Annotated in this window: 24 protein-coding genes; 12 read left to right on the forward strand and 12 right to left on the reverse strand. The window is 57.5% G+C overall.

Translation table 11 applies throughout. The features are described 5' to 3' along the window. From F8B91_RS07190 to F8B91_RS07205, 4 genes are all read right to left on the reverse strand, one after another. A complete protein-coding gene (locus tag F8B91_RS07190) occupies window positions 1-627 on the reverse strand; it encodes an OmpW/AlkL family protein (RefSeq protein ID WP_196502991.1) in 627 nt (208 codons plus the stop codon). A gap of 142 nt (window positions 628-769) precedes the next feature. Next, entirely contained in the window at window positions 770-1,657 is an 888-nt protein-coding gene (locus F8B91_RS07195) for an alpha/beta hydrolase (protein ID WP_196502992.1), read from the reverse strand. A gap of 83 nt (window positions 1,658-1,740) precedes the next feature. Continuing rightward, entirely contained in the window at window positions 1,741-2,607 is an 867-nt protein-coding gene (locus F8B91_RS07200) for an alpha/beta hydrolase (protein ID WP_196502993.1), read from the reverse strand. 62 nt (window positions 2,608-2,669) lie between these two features. After that, entirely contained in the window at window positions 2,670-4,163 is a 1,494-nt protein-coding gene (locus tag F8B91_RS07205) for a replicative DNA helicase (protein WP_196502994.1), read from the reverse strand. 191 nt (window positions 4,164-4,354) lie between these two features. On the opposite strand from F8B91_RS07205, the gene F8B91_RS07210 reads away from it, so the two are divergent. Together F8B91_RS07210 and F8B91_RS07215 are read left to right on the forward strand one after the other, a co-directional pair. Then, window positions 4,355-4,558: a hypothetical protein gene (locus F8B91_RS07210; protein ID WP_196503983.1), complete on the forward strand. Its 204-nt coding sequence runs from the start codon at window positions 4,355-4,357 to the stop codon at window positions 4,556-4,558. A gap of 110 nt (window positions 4,559-4,668) precedes the next feature. Beyond that, window positions 4,669-5,133, forward strand: a complete 465-nt coding sequence (locus tag F8B91_RS07215; RefSeq protein ID WP_196502995.1) for a host attachment protein — start codon at window positions 4,669-4,671, stop codon at window positions 5,131-5,133. Window positions 5,134-5,199: 66 nt separating this feature from the next. Here F8B91_RS07215 and rplI read toward each other — a convergent pair whose 3' ends face one another. From rplI to rpsF, 3 genes are read right to left on the reverse strand one after another with little or no spacing between them, the layout of a single operon-like run. Beyond that, window positions 5,200-5,832, reverse strand: coding sequence for a 50S ribosomal protein L9 (gene rplI, locus F8B91_RS07220; protein ID WP_196502996.1), 633 nt, complete (start codon window positions 5,830-5,832; stop codon window positions 5,200-5,202). A 13-nt stretch (window positions 5,833-5,845) separates the two neighbouring features. Beyond that, complete coding sequence (rpsR, locus tag F8B91_RS07225; RefSeq protein WP_196502997.1) at window positions 5,846-6,088, reverse strand: 30S ribosomal protein S18; 243 nt, start codon at window positions 6,086-6,088, stop codon at window positions 5,846-5,848. Further along, a complete protein-coding gene (gene rpsF, locus F8B91_RS07230) occupies window positions 6,088-6,465 on the reverse strand; it encodes a 30S ribosomal protein S6 (RefSeq protein ID WP_196502999.1) in 378 nt (125 codons plus the stop codon). Before rpsF ends, rpsR begins: the two co-directional genes overlap by 1 nt. A gap of 318 nt (window positions 6,466-6,783) precedes the next feature. On the opposite strand from rpsF, the gene F8B91_RS07235 reads away from it, so the two are divergent. From F8B91_RS07235 to F8B91_RS07255, 5 genes are all read left to right on the forward strand, one after another. Next, window positions 6,784-6,978, forward strand: a complete 195-nt coding sequence (locus tag F8B91_RS07235) for a DUF2934 domain-containing protein (RefSeq protein ID WP_196503001.1) — start codon at window positions 6,784-6,786, stop codon at window positions 6,976-6,978. A 134-nt stretch (window positions 6,979-7,112) separates the two neighbouring features. Next, the gene (locus F8B91_RS07240; protein WP_196503003.1) at window positions 7,113-7,502 is read left to right on the forward strand and encodes a GFA family protein; all 390 of its coding nucleotides are present in this window, start codon (window positions 7,113-7,115) and stop codon (window positions 7,500-7,502) included. After that, entirely contained in the window at window positions 7,492-7,947 is a 456-nt protein-coding gene (locus tag F8B91_RS07245; RefSeq protein WP_196503005.1) for a cupin domain-containing protein, read from the forward strand. Before F8B91_RS07240 ends, F8B91_RS07245 begins: the two co-directional genes overlap by 11 nt. Window positions 7,948-7,961: 14 nt before the next feature. Further along, window positions 7,962-8,732, forward strand: a complete 771-nt coding sequence (locus F8B91_RS07250; RefSeq protein ID WP_196503007.1) for an SDR family NAD(P)-dependent oxidoreductase — start codon at window positions 7,962-7,964, stop codon at window positions 8,730-8,732. A gap of 66 nt (window positions 8,733-8,798) precedes the next feature. Continuing rightward, window positions 8,799-9,725, forward strand: a complete 927-nt coding sequence (locus tag F8B91_RS07255) for a lysophospholipid acyltransferase family protein (RefSeq protein WP_196503009.1) — start codon at window positions 8,799-8,801, stop codon at window positions 9,723-9,725. 8 nt (window positions 9,726-9,733) lie between these two features. Here the strand turns inward: F8B91_RS07255 and F8B91_RS07260 are convergent, their stop codons facing one another. Genes F8B91_RS07260 through F8B91_RS07270 form a run of 3 tightly spaced genes read right to left on the reverse strand, consistent with a single transcriptional unit; the run spans window position 9,734 to window position 11,123 of the window. Continuing rightward, entirely contained in the window at window positions 9,734-10,186 is a 453-nt protein-coding gene (locus F8B91_RS07260; protein ID WP_196503011.1) for an SRPBCC family protein, read from the reverse strand. An 11-nt stretch (window positions 10,187-10,197) separates the two neighbouring features. Beyond that, entirely contained in the window at window positions 10,198-10,746 is a 549-nt protein-coding gene (locus F8B91_RS07265) for an SRPBCC family protein (RefSeq protein ID WP_196503013.1), read from the reverse strand. Next, window positions 10,743-11,123, reverse strand: coding sequence for an ArsR/SmtB family transcription factor (locus F8B91_RS07270; RefSeq protein WP_196503015.1), 381 nt, complete (start codon window positions 11,121-11,123; stop codon window positions 10,743-10,745). Before F8B91_RS07270 ends, F8B91_RS07265 begins: the two co-directional genes overlap by 4 nt. Before the next feature lie 138 nt (window positions 11,124-11,261). Between F8B91_RS07270 and F8B91_RS07275 the strand changes: the two genes are divergently transcribed. Together F8B91_RS07275 and F8B91_RS07280 are read left to right on the forward strand one after the other, a co-directional pair. Then, a complete protein-coding gene (locus F8B91_RS07275) occupies window positions 11,262-12,461 on the forward strand; it encodes a PLP-dependent aminotransferase family protein (protein ID WP_196503017.1) in 1,200 nt (399 codons plus the stop codon). After that, window positions 12,458-13,105: an RraA family protein gene (locus F8B91_RS07280; RefSeq protein WP_196503019.1), complete on the forward strand. Its 648-nt coding sequence runs from the start codon at window positions 12,458-12,460 to the stop codon at window positions 13,103-13,105. Before F8B91_RS07275 ends, F8B91_RS07280 begins: the two co-directional genes overlap by 4 nt. Here the strand turns inward: F8B91_RS07280 and F8B91_RS07285 are convergent. Together F8B91_RS07285 and carA are read right to left on the reverse strand one after the other, a co-directional pair. Then, entirely contained in the window at window positions 13,102-13,551 is a 450-nt protein-coding gene (locus F8B91_RS07285; protein ID WP_196503021.1) for a hypothetical protein, read from the reverse strand. The two genes, F8B91_RS07280 and F8B91_RS07285, sit on opposite strands and share 4 nt — an antisense overlap. A gap of 3 nt (window positions 13,552-13,554) precedes the next feature. Then, a complete protein-coding gene (gene carA / locus F8B91_RS07290) occupies window positions 13,555-14,781 on the reverse strand; it encodes a glutamine-hydrolyzing carbamoyl-phosphate synthase small subunit (protein ID WP_196503027.1) in 1,227 nt (408 codons plus the stop codon). Between the two features lie 108 nt (window positions 14,782-14,889). Between carA and F8B91_RS07295 the strand changes: the two genes are divergently transcribed. From F8B91_RS07295 to F8B91_RS16875, 3 genes are all read left to right on the forward strand, one after another. After that, window positions 14,890-15,351 carry a GatB/YqeY domain-containing protein gene (locus F8B91_RS07295; RefSeq protein ID WP_196503029.1) on the forward strand — a complete coding sequence of 154 codons (462 nt, stop codon included), beginning with the start codon at window positions 14,890-14,892 and terminating at the stop codon, window positions 15,349-15,351. Window positions 15,352-15,523: 172 nt separating this feature from the next. Continuing rightward, window positions 15,524-15,721 (forward strand): hypothetical protein, encoded by a 198-nt coding sequence (locus tag F8B91_RS07300; protein ID WP_196503031.1) that lies wholly within the window; start codon window positions 15,524-15,526, stop codon window positions 15,719-15,721. A gap of 128 nt (window positions 15,722-15,849) precedes the next feature. Continuing rightward, entirely contained in the window at window positions 15,850-16,086 is a 237-nt protein-coding gene (locus F8B91_RS16875; protein WP_210324336.1) for a hypothetical protein, read from the forward strand. Window positions 16,087-16,180: the final 94 nt, after the last annotated feature.

The following is a 16,180-nucleotide window of genomic DNA, read 5'->3' on the forward strand; positions in this document are numbered from 1 at the left end:
TTAGAACGTGAAGCCGATACCTGCCGAGACAATCCACGGATCAAGTTGGACAGTGGCATAGCCCGGGCCGTTGTTAAAATGAGCGGTGGTGGAATAGAATTCCTTTTTTACGTCCGCAAAAACGCTGATGTTGTTAGACACTTTGTAATCCACGCCCGCTTGCACGACAGGAGCAAAACCATTGTCAATTGAGAGAGCGGTGACACCAGCCGCCGGGTTCGGCGCAGTCGAGAAGGTTATGTTGTAGGCGAGACCAGCACCAATATAAGGGCTGAACTGGCCGTCGCGATTGAAGTGGTATTGGGCGAGCGCCATGACTGAGCCGTAAGTCGCGTTACCAGTACGCCGGTCAACCGCGCCGCCGCCAGCAGTGCCGTGAAGCTCATTGGTGGGTGGAATGCCGGCCGACAGCGCAAAGGCAAAGCCGTCTGTCAAGTAACGGCCAACTTCAACCGTGCCGGTGATATTGTTTGTCACGTAAGCGCCAGTGTAAGGGGTGTTCGTGCTTTTAAGGCTGGAATTGAAGAGCACACCGGTGACACCAAGATGCACAAACCAATCATCCGCTGCATGGGCCTGGCTGGAAAGTGCCGTGAAAAGAGCCATTGCTCCCAAAATCTTCTTCATATCCGTCCCCTTTTCCCTGAGCCGCTGAAACCCGACCCTTAAGATTGTGTCAACTTTTTAACGGCTGATTAATATCTTGGCAAGGCAGCAATGCACAGCAATCAAGTGTGTGTCACAAACGCCACACCTATAAATTGCATAGTCAATTCAGGAATTTGGCCTTGCGTGAACTAGTTGACGCGAAGAATTCCAGCATGTCATTTAAGGCCGGGGCGTAGTGGCGGAAGGGTTTTGCCAGCGCCAGCAGTATTCCCACATGTGAGCAATCTTTATACAGCCGAAGCTTGCTTGTGGCACCTGCCGCACGCAATCTTTTGTGCAGCGAGACGGAATTATAGGCGCGGCACATATGGTCCACTTTCGTGTGCAAAAGCAGGAACGGCGGCACATCGGGGCGCACATAATTCACGGGCTGGGTGGCATCAAAATCCTGCACATGGCCGAATACGTCCTGGGCAATTCGGCTTTGGCACAATTTGAAATCGGCCGGGGTGGACAGGAGTGCGACGCCCTTGATGCCTGAGAGGTCCGTATTGAACTTGGCGAAGTAGCGCTGATCCAGCAAAGCGAGCGCCACGTTGTAAGCGCCTGCGGAATGCCCTGAAAGGAACATCTGCTGCGCGTTGCCGCCATACATGTCTATATTGCGGATGATCCAATTGATGGCCCGCGCTGTATCTTTGACAAAAGACGGATAGGGATCGCTGGTGGCGAGGCGGTAGCTGGGCAGCACTGCCACATAGCCCTTCGCCGCAAAAGCTCGGCCGACAAATTCATAGGAATTCTTGGACCCATAGCTCCAGGCGCCGCCATGGACGAAGACCACGACCGGCCAGGGCCCGGTGCCTTCTGTGGGGGTATAGATATCCAGCTTGTGGCGGTAATGCGGGCCGTAAGGGAGATCAAAGGCCTTGCGCTTTGCTCCGTCATCCTTGGGGATGATGGAGTTCAGAACTTCCAATGGCATATGGTGATAGGCCAGAAGGCCGGCACCCGCCAGAAAACCCATAATGAAGAGCGCTTCTTGCATTTTCGCGCGTCCTTTGCATGTTTAGGATAAGCCGAAAATTGTCAAGAAAGTTCCTCCACCAGCCCAGGAATCTGTGAGTCCAGTTAATGGGAGGTGAAGAAGACCACCATGTCCGCCAGGGTGGGCGTCCTGCTCCGCAAGGGTTTTGCGAGCGCGATCATGATGCCGACATGAGAGACACCGTCATAAAGCTTCAGCGTGCTGGAGGCCCCGGCGGCGCGCAGCTTGGCATCAAGCGAAACCGAATTGCGCGGATAGCAGGTTTGATCTTCAGTCCCGTGCAGGATGAGAAAGGGTGGCGCGTCGGCGCGCACGAAATTCACTGGCTGGGTGGAGGGCAGATCAGCCACGCGGCCAAAAACATCAATGGAAATCTTGCTGTCGAGTGGCAGGAAATCGAGCGGCCCGGCCAGTAGCGCCACGCCCTTGATGGCAAAGGCATCGGTGCCCAGCGCTGCCAGATAATGCTTGTCGAGAACCGCCATGGCCACATTGTAGGCGCCTGCGGAATGGCCAGAGACGAAGACGTGGCTTTGATCGCCGCCATATTCGCTCGCATGGCGGGTGGCCCAATCGATTGTGAGGGCAGCGTCTTCCACGAAGGCCGGATAGGGATGTTCGGGATGCAGCCGGTAGTTTGGGACCAGCACGAGGTACCCTTGAGCAGCGAGCGCACGGCCGACAAACTCGTAAGGGTTCTTGTTGCCCGAACTCCATGAGCCGCCATGGACGAATACGACAACAGGCCACGGGCCCTTGCCTTCGGTGGGCGCGTAAATATCAAGGCGGTGGCGCGGATCGGGGCCGTAGGCCACATCGCCAATCAGAAGACGCGAGCCCGCGTCCTTTGGAATGAACAGATTGAAAGTTTCAAGCGGAAGGTAGGTGTATAGAAGACCGCCCACGATCAAGAGGGCAGCAATCGCATACATTACGATTTTAAATAGCAACAAAATGTCCAAACCCATCGCCGACGCGGATATCCAAATTACGCTGGCAAACCAGAATTGGATCACCCGAACCGTTCTGGCAAATGGTCCTCACGCGCCAGATTGCTGAAGCGGGTGAACTTACCTTCGAACTGCAGCTCAATCGTGCCGGTGGGGCCGTGGCGCTGCTTACCGATGATCACTTCGGCCTTGCCATGGGCGCGGTCCATCTTTTCCTGCCAGTCCTGATGCTCTGGCGTACCGACATGCGGCTCGAGCCGCTGCAGGTAATAATCCTCGCGGTAGATGAACAGCACCACGTCGGCGTCCTGTTCGATTGAACCTGATTCACGCAAGTCGGCCAGCTGCGGGCGTTTGTCTTCGCGGTTTTCCACCTGGCGCGACAGCTGCGAGAGCGCGATGATCGGCACGTTGAGTTCCTTGGCCAGCGCCTTGAGGCCCACAGTGATTTCGGTGACTTCCTGCACACGGCCTTCGGCAGCCTTTTTGGCGGAGCCGGCGAGGAGCTGCAAATAGTCCACCACCACAAGCCCAAGGCCACGCTGGCGTTTCAGGCGGCGCGCGCGGGCAGCCACCTGCGCAATCGAGAGACCGCCGGTATCATCGAGATAAAGCGGCAGCGCCTGCAATTCACGGCTGATATCGACTAGCCGCTGGAACTGGTCTTCAGTGATCTTGCCACGGCGAATGTCTTCGGACGGAATGCCCGCTTGCTCGGAAATGATACGCGTGGCCAATTGCTCGGTGCTCATTTCGAGCGAGAAGAAGGCGACCACGCCGCCGTCCAAAACCTTCTGCGAGCCATCAGGCTGGTATTCGGATTTGTACGCCTTGGCCACGTGATAGGCGATGTTGGAGGCGAGTGCCGATTTGCCCATGGCGGGGCGGGCAGCGAGAATGATCAGATCTGATTTCTGCAAGCCGCCCATCTTTTCATCCATGTCGGACAGGCCGCAGGAAATGCCCGACAGATGCCCATCGCGCTGATAGGCGGCGGAGGCCATGTCGATGGCCTTGGCGAGGGACGCACCGAAACGCTCGAAGCCTTTGCCGAATTGCTCTTTTTCTGCGAGCCCATACAGGGCCTGTTCGGTCTTCTCAATGATGTCCCGTACCGATGTTTCAATATCGGGCTGGAAGCTCTCATTCACCACATCTGTGCCGAGCGAGATCAGCTTGCGGCGTTGGGCGAGCTCAAAAATGGCGCGGCCATATTCATCAGCATTGATGATGGTGGTTGCATTGGCAGCAAGGCGCGCGAGATAAACAGCACCGCCGATTTCCTTCAGCGACTGGTCATTCTCGAAATGGGTTTTCAACGTAACAGGCGAAGCCAGCTTGCCCATGCGGATGAGCGTGGTGGCGGCTTCATAGATACGAGCATGCACGGCTTCCGAGAAATGCTCTGGCCCGAGGAATGAAGTGACACGGTCTGCCGCTTCATTGTTCGACAGGATGGCGCCGAGCAGCGCCTGCTCCGCCTCAAGGTTCTGTGGCGGAATGCGGCTGGTTTCATCGGCGGGCGCATCAACGGCGCGAAGGGAAGGCATGGACATGGGATGGTCTTATGGTGAGGGGGTTGCTGAGTCTGGCAGAGGAATCTGTTGTACGCGTTATTCACAGGTGCGTTGCCAACAAAATGGGACGTGAGTGAGGCTTCTTGTGCGTCTGGCGGCACAGGACACTACATCTTGTTTTTCAGCACTTCATCCCCATATGGGTTGTCTGAGGCTGAAGGAGAAGTACCGTGAAAGAACCGAAAATCCCACAGGCCACCAAAGCCGCCATGACTGATTCTGCTGCGAAGTTCATTATCGAGAGCGAACGCATTCAGATCGCCAAGAAGATGGAAAAGCTGAAACAGGCGCGGCTGGAAATGGCTGCCAATGCGCCGCCCGTTGCTGTTGTTGCGAAACCGGCAAAGCGCGCGCGTGTCGCGAAGGCCTCCTGATTCCAGATTTTATTCGGCTCAGGCGCGCCCTGCTCTGGACCTTAATGCACACAGTATGAAACTGAGTGCGCGGGCGAGCGTTACTCTCCCACAGGACCAGAAGGAGTTTGATGATGCTGAACAAACAACCCAAGATTCTTGTTGCTGCCGCGGATGGTGCGCATGCGCGATTCTTTGACTATTCGCGTGATGCGAAAGGTGGTGCTGCGCGGCAAGTCAGGGTCATGAACCACCCTGCTCTCCAGAGTAAAGACCTGGTGAGCGACAGGCCCGGCCATGGGCAAGGCAGCAATGGCGGCGGCACCCATGCGATCGAACCGCGCGTCAGCCCGCACGAGGCGGAAGAAACGAAATTCCTGCATGATGTGATTGCACAGATCGTCAAGGAAGCTGTTGGCTATGACCAGCTCATCATCATTGCGCCACCGCGCGCACTTGCCGTGTTGCGCGAACGCCTGCCGCGTGCAGAACGCGAGCGTGTGGTTCTGGAATTGAACAAGGATGTGCTTCGCATGCCGGAAGGCGATGTGGCGAAGCTGGTGGAAGACAATCTTTCGGCCGCCGTGCTGCACTGATCATCGCTATGCATCAATAAAAAAGGCCGCCCAATGGGCGGCCTTTTCTTTTGATGAGCTGAAAGCTTATTCAGCCTTCTTGCTGCGCTTGGCCTTGCGTTCGGCGGCGGTTTCGATACCGGGTTCGGCATCTTCTTCTGCGCGTTCGTCAGCCTGGGCTTCAGCGAAGAGCGCTTCAGCAGCGGCGCGGGTTTCGGCCTTTTCAGCGGCACCGTCAGACAGATCTTCGCCACGGGCCTGGGCTGCAGCTTCATCCGGCGAGCGGGCGACGTTGACCTGAACCTTGATGGTCACTTCCGGATGCGGAGCCACTTCCACCGTGTGCAGGCCGATCGACTTGATCGGGGCACCGAGGTGAACATGGTTCTTGTTGATGGTTGCACCCTGGGCTGCAGCAGCTTCGGCGATGTCGCGCGGGCTGACGGAACCATAGAGATGACCACCTTCGCCGGCCTGGCGGATGATCACGAAGATCTTGCCATCAAGGCTCTTGGCTTCGGTTTCTGCGGCCTTGCGGGCATCAGCGTTCTTGGCTTCAAGCACAGCGCGGTCGCGCTCGAACTTGGCCTTGTTGGCTTCAGTGGCGCGCAGGGCCTTGTGGTTCGGCAGCAGGAAGTTACGAGCGTAACCATCCTTCACCTTGACCACTTCGCCCATGTGGCCCAAGCGGCCAACGCGTTCGAGAAGAATAACTTGCATTGTGCTTGCTCCCTTAGCTGATCACATAAGGCAGGAGACCGAGGAAGCGGGCGCGCTTGATGGCTTGCGCCAGTTCACGTTGCTTCAAGGTCGAGACTGCCGAAATGCGGGCTGGAATGATCTTGCCGCGCTCAGACAGGTAACGCTGCAGAAGGCGGGTATCCTTGTAATCGATCTTCGGCGCGTTCATGCCCGAAAACGGGCAGGACTTGCGGCGGCGGAAAAATGGGCGGCGTGCGCCTTGCTCCATAGCCATTAGTTGCTCTCCTCTTGACCGAAGCCAACATTGTCATCGCGCTCACGACGGTCATCGCGGCGGCGCATCTGGGCGGAAGGGCCTTCTTCGAGGGCTTCAACCTTGATGGTCATGTAACGCAGAACGTCTTCCGAGATCGACATCTGGCGTTCCATTTCGGCAATCGCCTGATGGGGGCCATCAATGTTGAACATGACGAAGTAAGCCTTGCGGTTCTTCTTCACGCGGAACGTGAGGGACTTGAGGCCCCATTGTTCAACCTTGGCAACATTGGCGCTGCCGGCAGTGAGCACGCCCTTGTACTGCTCGATCAACGCGTCAACCTGGGTCTGGGCAGCATCCTGGCGCACCAGGAATGTGTGTTCATAAAAAGCCATTGAGTTCCTTTCCTATGGCGGTGACAAAACCGTGAAACGCCGAGCCTCATGCGAACCTGAGAAAGGTTCGAAGCAAGTTTCGAATGAGCAGAGACACGGGAAGACGGGATGTAACCCCCTCGGCAGTTGCCTGCCGCTTCCGTTCAGCCACCAGCTTCATGGTTTCGAATGAGCGGCGTATGGCGGAAAGCAGATCTAAAGGCAAGCCCCGGCGTGGGATGCAACCAGGCCATGCAGATTGTGCATTGCAACATTATTGTGCATTGCACAAATTTATGTTAAATGCACGACATAAATAAGGTCTAGATGAGAGAAATCATGTCCATGCAAGCCATTTCCACCGAACAAATCGCCGCCCTTGCCCACAAGTTCTGGGAAGATGAGGGCCGCCCCGATGGCCGCGCCGAAAGCCACTGGCTGCGCGCTGTTGAATCCCTGACCATTCCTGCAACCTCTGCCAAGGCCGCCACGCCAAAGGCAAAGGCTGCCCCGAAGAAGTCTGCGAAGAAGTAAAGCTTACGCACTTTTCGCAATGTGCAACCCCGGCCGCAATGCCGGGGTTTTTGCTTTTCTGGTGACTTGCGCTAGCGTGCTGCACTGTGACTGGTGATCAGAAAATACAATTTGGCGGATGCCTGTGTGGTGCGGTGCGTTACCAACTGCAGGGTGCTCCCCTCTATGCGGGGTTTTGCTGTTGTGCAGATTGCCGCAAAGCTTCCGGCGCGGGTGCCATTCCGTTTATGGGTTATGACGCTGCAGCGTTCAAACCGGCAGGACCAACCAAAGCCATTCATACGCAGTTGAAAAATGGCCGTACCGCGACGCGCAATTTTTGCCAGGTCTGCGGCAGCCTGATTTTCGGCGGTGAGTACGGCAAGAGCAGCCAGCATACAGTCTATGCAGGTTCTCTCGATGATCCGAACTTCTTCAAGCCCAATCATGCCATCATGACGAAGGACCGCGCGCCCTGGTCGGCGCTGCCAGCCGGACTGGAGCTTCACGTGGGCATGCCTGGAGAATTGCACGATGCCGACTGACTGGAAACATGATGGCGTGCGTGTGGTGCCTGCGGATTCCACCGACATCAATACCGCACAAACGCCCGGCATGGACAGGCGCGCGGCGATCAACTTTGCCCGTGTCGGTGCGCAGAAGCTGTGGGCCGGCACCGTGCATATTCATGCCAATGCCAAGACCGGCGCGCATCATCATGGGCCACTGGAAAGCGTGATCTATGTGGTCAAGGGCAAAGCGCGGATGCGCTGGGGCGAGAAGCTGGAATTCACCGCCGAGGCCTCGCCCGGTGATTTCATCTACATTCCACCTTTTGTGCCGCATCAGGAGATCAATGCCAGCGCTGATGAAACACTGGAATGCGTGCTGGTGCGCTCGGATGGCGAGGCTGTCGTGGTCAATCTCGATATCGAACCCGTCGAGCGGCCCGAAAATGTTAAATGGATCGATCCGATCCACAGAGAATAACCAAAGGAAACACTATGCCTGAATGGACGAAACGCTTCTCACTGGAAGGCCGGCGCGCAATGGTGACCGGCGCTACAAAGGGCATCGGCTTCGAAGCCGCCAAGGTGCTGGCGGATGGCGGTGCGGACATTGCTGCGGTGGGGCGTGACAAGGAAGGCCTCGCCACGATCAAGGCGGAGGTGGAGAAACTGGGCCGCAAATGCGTGGCCATTGAAGCCGATCTTTCCACGCTGGAAGGGCCGAAGAAGGCTGCCGCCGAGGCGCTGGCGGCGTTCGGCACCATCGACATTCTGGTCAACAATGCCGGTGTCACCGCGATCAAATCGATCATCGACACCGAGGATAAGGATTGGGCATGGGTGAATGACGTCAATTTGCGGGCGCCCTTCATGTTGGCCCGCGCGCTGGCACCGCAGATGATCAAGCAGAAGATGGGCAAGATCATCAACATCTCTTCGCAGTCCGGCCTGACGGCTTTGGTCGACCATGGGTCCTATGGCGCCTCGAAAGGCGGGCTCAACATGCTGACCAAGGTGATGATGGTGGAATGGGCTGGGCATAACATCCAGGCCAATACCGTTTGCCCGATCGTGACCATGACACCGATGGGCGAGATGGCCTGGGGGGATCCGGCCAAGGGTGATCCGATGAAGGCCAAGATTCCGGCCGGGCGCTTCGCGCGCACCACCGAGGTGGCGGATCTGATCCTTTTCCTCGCTTCCTCAGCCTCCGACATGATCAATGGTCAGGATCTTGCCATAGATGGCGGCTACACCTCGGTGTAACGCCTTCAACCAATCGTCATATGAACATTGCAATTCCGTTTGATCACGGAAGGGCAACGATTCACCATGACAGATTTCGCCGGGCAGCTGGACCTTCCGCAAAGCCTCGATATTTTCAGCCCCACGCCGGGTGAGGTTCGCTTTTCCTATTCGCGCCCGGATGACTCGCTTTTGAAGCGCATGGTGATCCGCGGCATTGAACGCCTCACCGGCCAGCCGAGACTTGAGCGAATGTACCAGGAGTGGAGCCGCGCTCCAAAGGTTGGCGAAAACATTTTCCACGCGGCCCTGCGCCTGATGGATGTGCGCGTCGCGCATGATGAGGCGCAGCTGATGGCGGCGCCGAAGCAAGGCCCGCTGTTGATCATTGCCAATCATCCTTTCGGTGTGATCGACGGTTTGGCCATCATGGCGCTGGCCACGAAGCTGCGGCCCGATGTGAAAATCATGGTGCACAGCCTACTGTGCCAGCCGCCGGAAACGCGGGATTATCTGCTGCCGGTGGATTTTGGCGGAACGCCAGAAGCGCGCGCCACATCCGCAATGACGCGCCGCCGCACGGTGGATTGGCTGGAGCGCGGGCATTGCGTGGTGATCTTCCCTGCGGGTGGCGTTTCCACTGCGCCGAAACCCTTTACCGGCCCGGCCACCGACAGTGTGTGGCATGATTTCGTAGCGCGGCTGACAAAAGTGCATGGCCTGAACGTTTTGCCGATCTTCTTTCATGGGCAGAATTCACGCGCCTTCCAGATGGCCAGCCATATGAATTATCCGCTGCGCATCGCGCTGCTGTTCCGCGAATCCGCGCGGCGCATGGGCGGTTCGATCAAAGCAAGCATCGGCACTGCGATTTCAGGCGCCTCCCTGCCCCATGATGAAGGCCGCAAAGCGGTGATGAAAACCTTGCGCCGCGCCACCTATGCGCTGGCTGGCGAAAACGGACCAGATCCCGAATTGGAATTCATCTGGCCCGCTCACGTGAAGTTTGACTGAAGGAAAACTTAGGCCGCTTTTGACACGGGGTCGGGTTGGCCTGTTCCGGTTTCAATGAAATCTTTCAAGCTTTCCAGATAGAGATCCCAGCCGCCGGAGCACGCGTCAAAGCATTCCAGTTTGCGATCAAGACCGCGGTGCGTGACTTTCAGTTCGGTCTTGCCCTTGGAAGGCGAGATATCGAAAATCATCTCAGTGCCCAGCCATTCATTCTTGTTCTCGACGAAATGAATGGCACTTTTCACGATGGCCCAGACCACACGGGTGTTGGGCTCCAATGCCGTGATTTTTTGGGTCGTGTCGTGGAAGGGCATGTGGCGATAATTGAATTCTCCGCCCAGCTTCGCGGTTTCTCCAGTGATGCCTTCGCCCCACCAGCCGCGCGGATTAGTGATGGCTGCAAAGACCATCTCCGCTGATTGGGCAAGCCTGAAGGTTTTGGTGTAGCTCTTATCTGTCATGGCGGCCTCCCTTACGCGTCTGCCGGAAAGGCACTGTCGTAGACTGGCCGGATTTCGTTCATGCGGTCCCAGAATGGGCTGCCCTTGGTGCCATTGGCCACCGCGACCAGAACATCGAGATGCGCATGCCAGCCCGTGCTGACACCAAGCATCGCGCCGCGGCTGGGAAGGCCGCTGTGAACGAGCGTGAGCAACACGCGCTCGCCCGCGGGTTTCAGTTCAAAAGTCACCAGGCCATAGCCCACCCAGGTGTAGACAAGTTTGCGTGGCGGATCCCATTCCTGGATAACACCTTCCTGGCTGTTTTCCGCCTTGGTGCCTTCCGGGCGTTTGCCAGGCGAGGTGGTAGCCAGTTCATCGTTGCGCCAGGTCAAGGTGAAGGGGGCTCCCACGTCGCCTTTCATGTCGCCAAAGGCGAGCCATTGGCGGCGCATGTCGCTCTTGGTCAAGTAGTCCCAGATGCGTTCGATGGGGCCTGGCAGCAGGCGCTGAATTTCAACCGTGCGCGGAGCGATGACCTTGCCGTAGCTGTCGTTGGAGATGTGGGTATCGGTACTCATTTTTTCTTTCCCTGTGGTTTTGCAGTTGGTTTGGATTTTTTAGCTTCTTCGTCTTCGGCTTTGAGCAAAGCTTCGAGGCGGTCGAGGGCACCGGTCCAGAAGCGTTCATAGAATTCCAGCCAGGAATGAGCGGAGGCGAGCGGTACGGCATTGAGGCGGCAGATATGCGTGCGGCCCTGCACCTCGCGGGTGATGAGCCCTGCCCCTTCGAGCGATTTGATGTGCTTCGAGGCAGCGGCGAGTGACATGGAATAGGGCTCAGCCAGTTCACTGACGGTGCGTTCGCCTGAGGCCAGTTGCGCCAGCATCTGCCGACGTGTTGCGTCTCCCAAAGCGTGGAAGACAATGTCGAGATCTTGTGTGTGATATTCAACCATGAAGTTGAATATGGATCAGCGCGGAGGTATTGTCAACCGGAAGGTTGAATAATTTTATTGGTACGGACGTATGAAGTGGCGTGGCTGCTTAAATCGTGCGATGCCAGCATCGTTGCAAACACAGGATATGGAAGCCGAATGTCGCCTGTTCACTTCGCCAAACGCATGGAAATCGTGCAGCCCAATGCCATTGGCGAATTGCTGAAATTCGGCGCAGACCCGGCGCTTATTTCATTTGCCGGTGGCTATCCCGATGGATCGCTGTTTCCGACACACAAGCTGAACGACGTTTTTCAAACCGCGATTCTGGAGCGCGGCGCGCAGTCTTTGCAGTACACCGTTTCAGACGGAGACCCGAAACTGCGTGCGCAGCTCGCTGCGCGGGTGAGCCGGTTGGGTACGCCCTGTTCGCTTGAAAACCTGCTCATCCTGCAAGGCAGCCAGCAGGGCTTGGACCTTGTTGCGAAAATGCTGGTTGATCCCGGCGATATTATCGTCACCGAAAGCCCGACATTTCTGGGCGCGCTGGTGGCCTTCAATCCCTGCCAGCCGCGCTATGTTGACATCCCGATGGATGAGCACGGGATGAAAACCGATGTGCTGGAGCAACAGCTCAAGGCGGGCCTGCGGCCCAAAATGCTTTACACCATTCCCGAATTCCAAAACCCCACCGGCGTGACGATGAGTGCTGAGCGGCGCAAACATCTGATCGCGCTGGCCAGCGCGTTTGATTTCACCATTCTGGAAGACACGGCCTACCGTGAGCTGCGCTACAATGGCGAAGCGCCACCTACACTCAAGAGCATGGACCAGGAAGGTCGCGTGATCATGCTCGGCAGCTTTTCCAAAATCCTGGCACCCGGCATGCGGCTGGGCTGGGCCATTGGCGAGGCCAGCGTGATCGAAAGGCTAGGGCTTTTGAAGCTGGCGGCGGACACGCAATGCAGCACGCTGAATATGGCGGCGGCTTCTTTGTTTCTGGAACGCCATGATCTCGATGGCCATGTTGAAATTCTGCGCGCCGCCTATCACCGCAAGAAAAACCTGATGCTGAGCATGATCCGTCAGCACTTCCCGCAGGAAGTGACCTGCACAGATCCTGATGGCGGGCTGTTCACCTGGCTCACCTTCCCCAAGGGCTTCGACACAACTGCTTTCATGCGCGAACAGGCGCTGAACAATGCCAAGGTTGCCTATGTGCCGGGGTTCAGTTTCTTTGCGCGTGACGGTGAGATCAATCACGCCCGGTTTAATTTCTCGAGCCAGACGGACGAGAAAATCATCGCAGGCATTTCGGTGCTGGGTGCCTTGGTTAAACAACAGATGGCGAAGCAATGATGGGCGAAACAATTCCTCAAAGTCTGCTTGAACGCTGGGCGCGCATCCCTGTCGCAGTGATTGCTGATACCAGCCACGGCGCATGCCTCATTGATCCGGCGATCCGGCCGCTTTGCCCAGCCGGGCAGCAACCGAAACTTTTCGGGCGCGCTGTTACAGCGTTGTGTGCGCCGCCGGATTTTGGCGCTGTGCTGCGCGCGCTGGATGAGATGGCGCGCGGCGACGTGCTGGTCATTGCGGCGCAGAGCAACGCGCAACACGCGATGATCGGTGAAATTCTGGGTGGCCATCTGCGGCGCATCGGTGCCGTGGGTGTCATCTGTGATGGCGCTGTCCGCGATGTGGCCGAACTGGCGGGCTGGAAGGATATTTCCGTTTACAGCCGTTCGATCACGCCGCGCGGGCCTACGGGTGCAGCTGCCGGCGAAGTGAATGTGCCTGTCACCTTTGGTGGCGTGCTGATCAGTCCCGGCGATCTGGTGATTGGGAACGATGACGGCTTGGCCACACTCACGCCGGCACGCGCGCAGGAATTGATCGGGGGATGTGAAGCCAAGCTGACGCTTGAGGACGAGTGGCAAAAGAGTCTGGCATCGGGGAAAACGATTGCACAGACATTCGGCCTAAAGGCGAAATCAGTTTAGAACGTCATCCGCGTTCCTTGCGCGCGCAGCCATTGCCAGCCCTTCAGGCCACGGTAAGCGAGGATTGCAGCAAGCGCCGGCACAATCCATTTGCTGATGACGAGGAAGATTTGCGTCAGCAGGCCGCCAGCAGCGGGCGGGCCGGAGAAGGAATCCAGCACGACCAGTGCGAGGAAGGCCGGGAACAGTGCGGCCACGAAGGGCACATAACCGGCATGGCCCTTGCGCAGGCGGAAGGCGATGACGACCAGCACGATGGCCAGCGCCAGAAAGGCGAACATCAATGCAGGTGAAGCATCAGCATTGAACAGCAATTCGATTGCGAGGAAAGCGCTGTTGAAGGCCAGGACAATGACCGGCAAGCCAGACAGCTTGATGGCTTCGCTGGCGCTGGCGGGATCGGTTACCGGCACCCACCAACGGGAATTTGGCGCTTCAAAGGCCACGCGTCAGGCGGCCTTTTCCATCAGCCCGACAAAGCGCTTGAACAGATAATGGCTGTCCTGCGGGCCGGGGCTGGCCTCGGGGTGGTGCTGCACGGAGAAGACCGGCTTGCCTTCGAGCGCAATGCCGCAGTTTGAACCGTCGAACAGGCTCACATGGGTTTCGACAACGCCCTTGGGCAGGCTATCACGGTCCACCGCGAAGCCATGGTTCATCGAAACGATTTCCACCTTGTTGGTGGTGAAATCCTTCACCGGATGATTGGCGCCGTGATGGCCTTGATGCATCTTCATTGTCTTGCCGCCGAGTGCGAGCGCCAGCATCTGGTGGCCAAGGCAGATGCCGAAGACGGGCTTGCCACTATCCACCAGCTTCTTGATTTCGGGCACGGCGTACACGCCAGTGGCTTCCGGATCGCCGGGGCCGTTCGATAGGAAGACGCCGTCAGGCTTCATCGCCAGAATGTCATCGGCCTTTGAATTGGCGGGCACCACAGTGACGTTGCAGCCGGCTGAAACCAGGCAGCGCAAGATGTTGCGCTTCAGGCCGTAATCGACCGCCACGACATTGAACTTGCCCTTGGCGTGCTCGTAGCCGTTTTCCCATGTCCACAATTGCTCGTCCCAATCCATGCGCTGGGTGAGCGAGACATCACGGGCGAGATCAAGGCCGACAAGACCGCTCCAGGCCTTGGCCTTGGCGGTGAGCTTCTTCACGTCGAACTTGCCCTTGGACGAATGGGCGATCACGCCGTTGGGCATGCCCTTCTCGCGGATCAGCACGGTGAGGGCGCGCGTGTCCACGCCAGAGAGGCCGATGATGCCGCGGGCTTTCAGCCATTTGTCGAGATGCTTGGCGTTGCGGTAATTGGCAGGCTCGGTCAGCGGTGCCTTGACGATGAGGCCCTTCACGGCCGCAGAGGCCGCCATGTTGATCGTCTCCATGTCGTCATCATTGGTGCCGACATTGCCGATATGCGGGAAAGTGAAGGCCACGATCTGGTCGGCGTAAGAAGGATCAGTCAGGATTTCCTGATAGCCGGTCATCGCGGTGTTGAAGCAGACTTCCGCCACCGCTTCGCCTTCGGCGCCAAAACCCTGCCCTTCGATCACCGTGCCATCGGCCAGGACGAGAATCGCAGTCGGCTTCTTCTGCTCCCAATCGCCGAAGACCGGCGCTTTGGCGGCGCGTGTTTTCGGGCTGGCCTTTTTGGGGGCTTTCTTGGCGGGCATGGGCGACTCCGGAATTTGAAGCGAGATAGGCAGAATGAGCGCTTGCGTCAAGGTTGCCGAACCGACGCAAAGGGATTATGGAGCCGCCATCCAAAGGATTTTGAAGACATGAGCCTGCGCGACAAGCTGACTGCTGACCTGAAAGACGCCATGAAGGCGGGTGAAAAGAAAAAGGTGAACACGATCCGCCTGATGACCTCGGCCATCAAGGAGAAGGACATCAATTCGCGCACCGCCGGGCATGATTCCGAATTGACCAATGATGCCGGCATCCTCGACGTGCTGACCAAGATGGTGAAGCAGCGCCAGGATTCGATCGTGGCCTTCGACCAGGGCGGCCGGCCTGAGCTTGCGCACAACGAGCGCGAAGAGATGGACATCATCAAGTCCTACATGCCAAAGCAGATGGATGATGCCGAAGCCAAGGCTGCCGTGGCCGATGTGATCAAGGCTGTGGGTGCAACCTCAATCAAGGACATGGGCAAGGTGATGGCCGAGCTCAAAGCCAAATTTGCCGGCCAGATGGATATGGGTAAGGCCGGCGGCATCGTAAAAAATCTTTTGGGCTGAACCCCGCCAACATTACCTACCGTGCAGAAGGCCAGTTTTCAAAAATTTAATCCAGCTGAGTGCCGTCATGCTTTTTTGAATGGGGCACCCATGCAGCAATGGCGCGACCGGATCATGGCCTGAACATCATCTCCTGTGTGTCGAACAACGACACAACATCAGTGAGGTTATCATGTTCAGGACATTTGCAACGGCGGCGCTTCTCACCAGCAGCCTTTTCATCATGGGCGGCAATGCCTTCGCCGACAGTTCAGCGCTAACCGGTGATGACTATCAAGCTCTGCAATTCGCCGCCAAGCACGGCAGTTGCTCCATGCATTACGGCACCAAGGTGTGCACCAACTTCAACAGCGGCGGCTCGATGAAGTAGTTGAGCCGTCACCGGTCAGGACAGACCCTCCTGTCCTGACCACGCTTTCCAGCTCCTGAACAGCGACGGAAGTTCCTGAGGCCCGCGTCATTTCCGACGGATGGCTTATTTCTGCTGAAGGAAACAACATGCTCAAGAAACTGATTGCCGCCGGCGCTACCGCCGCAACCCTGATGGTTGCCGGCGCGGCCATGACCGGAACCGCCGAGGCCCATGGGCATCGTAGACACCATGCCAAGGGACACCACCACCGGGGTCACAATTGGGGCTGGCATCATTGGCGGGGCCACCGTCACAACTGGCACTGTCACTGGGTGAGCGGCTGGCATCACGGCCATAAGGTGTTTTGGAAAGTATGCGCCTGATTCTCTCACGCTAAAACCTCCCTTTGAAATGGTGGAGGTTTTCAGGCTCACAAGCAGCGATCAAAAAAACCGCGACGGAACTTTTTCCCTCTTG

Origin of the sequence: Aestuariivirga litoralis, assembly GCF_015714715.1 — a bacterium.
In the GTDB taxonomy this organism is placed as follows: domain Bacteria; phylum Pseudomonadota; class Alphaproteobacteria; order Rhizobiales; family Aestuariivirgaceae; genus Aestuariivirga; species Aestuariivirga litoralis_A.

Bases quoted from the DNA above. Each gene is read 5' to 3' on its own strand.
- F8B91_RS07270 (WP_196503015.1), bottom strand. From the start codon at position 11,123: ATGGTTGAATATCACACACAAGATCTCGACATTGTCTTCCACGCTTTG.
- F8B91_RS07275 (WP_196503017.1), top strand. From the start codon at position 11,262: ATGTCGCCTGTTCACTTCGCCAAACGCATGGAAATCGTGCAGCCCAAT.
- F8B91_RS16875 (WP_210324336.1), top strand. From the start codon at position 15,850: ATGCTCAAGAAACTGATTGCCGCCGGCGCTACCGCCGCAACCCTGATG.
- F8B91_RS07250 (WP_196503007.1), top strand. From the start codon at position 7,962: ATGCCTGAATGGACGAAACGCTTCTCACTGGAAGGCCGGCGCGCAATG.
- F8B91_RS07300 (WP_196503031.1), top strand. From the start codon at position 15,524: ATGTTCAGGACATTTGCAACGGCGGCGCTTCTCACCAGCAGCCTTTTC.
- F8B91_RS07190 (WP_196502991.1), bottom strand. From the start codon at position 627: ATGAAGAAGATTTTGGGAGCAATGGCTCTTTTCACGGCACTTTCCAGC.
- F8B91_RS07215 (WP_196502995.1), top strand. From the start codon at position 4,669: ATGATGCTGAACAAACAACCCAAGATTCTTGTTGCTGCCGCGGATGGT.
- rpsF (WP_196502999.1), bottom strand. From the start codon at position 6,465: ATGGCTTTTTATGAACACACATTCCTGGTGCGCCAGGATGCTGCCCAG.
- F8B91_RS07205 (WP_196502994.1), bottom strand. From the start codon at position 4,163: ATGTCCATGCCTTCCCTTCGCGCCGTTGATGCGCCCGCCGATGAAACC.
- F8B91_RS07295 (WP_196503029.1), top strand. From the start codon at position 14,890: ATGAGCCTGCGCGACAAGCTGACTGCTGACCTGAAAGACGCCATGAAG.
- F8B91_RS07235 (WP_196503001.1), top strand. From the start codon at position 6,784: ATGTCCATGCAAGCCATTTCCACCGAACAAATCGCCGCCCTTGCCCAC.
- F8B91_RS07265 (WP_196503013.1), bottom strand. From the start codon at position 10,746: ATGAGTACCGATACCCACATCTCCAACGACAGCTACGGCAAGGTCATC.
- carA (WP_196503027.1), bottom strand. From the start codon at position 14,781: ATGCCCGCCAAGAAAGCCCCCAAAAAGGCCAGCCCGAAAACACGCGCC.
- F8B91_RS07195 (WP_196502992.1), bottom strand. From the start codon at position 1,657: ATGCAAGAAGCGCTCTTCATTATGGGTTTTCTGGCGGGTGCCGGCCTT.
- F8B91_RS07255 (WP_196503009.1), top strand. From the start codon at position 8,799: ATGACAGATTTCGCCGGGCAGCTGGACCTTCCGCAAAGCCTCGATATT.
- rpsR (WP_196502997.1), bottom strand. From the start codon at position 6,088: ATGGCTATGGAGCAAGGCGCACGCCGCCCATTTTTCCGCCGCCGCAAG.
- F8B91_RS07260 (WP_196503011.1), bottom strand. From the start codon at position 10,186: ATGACAGATAAGAGCTACACCAAAACCTTCAGGCTTGCCCAATCAGCG.
- rplI (WP_196502996.1), bottom strand. From the start codon at position 5,832: ATGCAAGTTATTCTTCTCGAACGCGTTGGCCGCTTGGGCCACATGGGC.
- F8B91_RS07280 (WP_196503019.1), top strand. From the start codon at position 12,458: ATGATGGGCGAAACAATTCCTCAAAGTCTGCTTGAACGCTGGGCGCGC.
- F8B91_RS07245 (WP_196503005.1), top strand. From the start codon at position 7,492: ATGCCGACTGACTGGAAACATGATGGCGTGCGTGTGGTGCCTGCGGAT.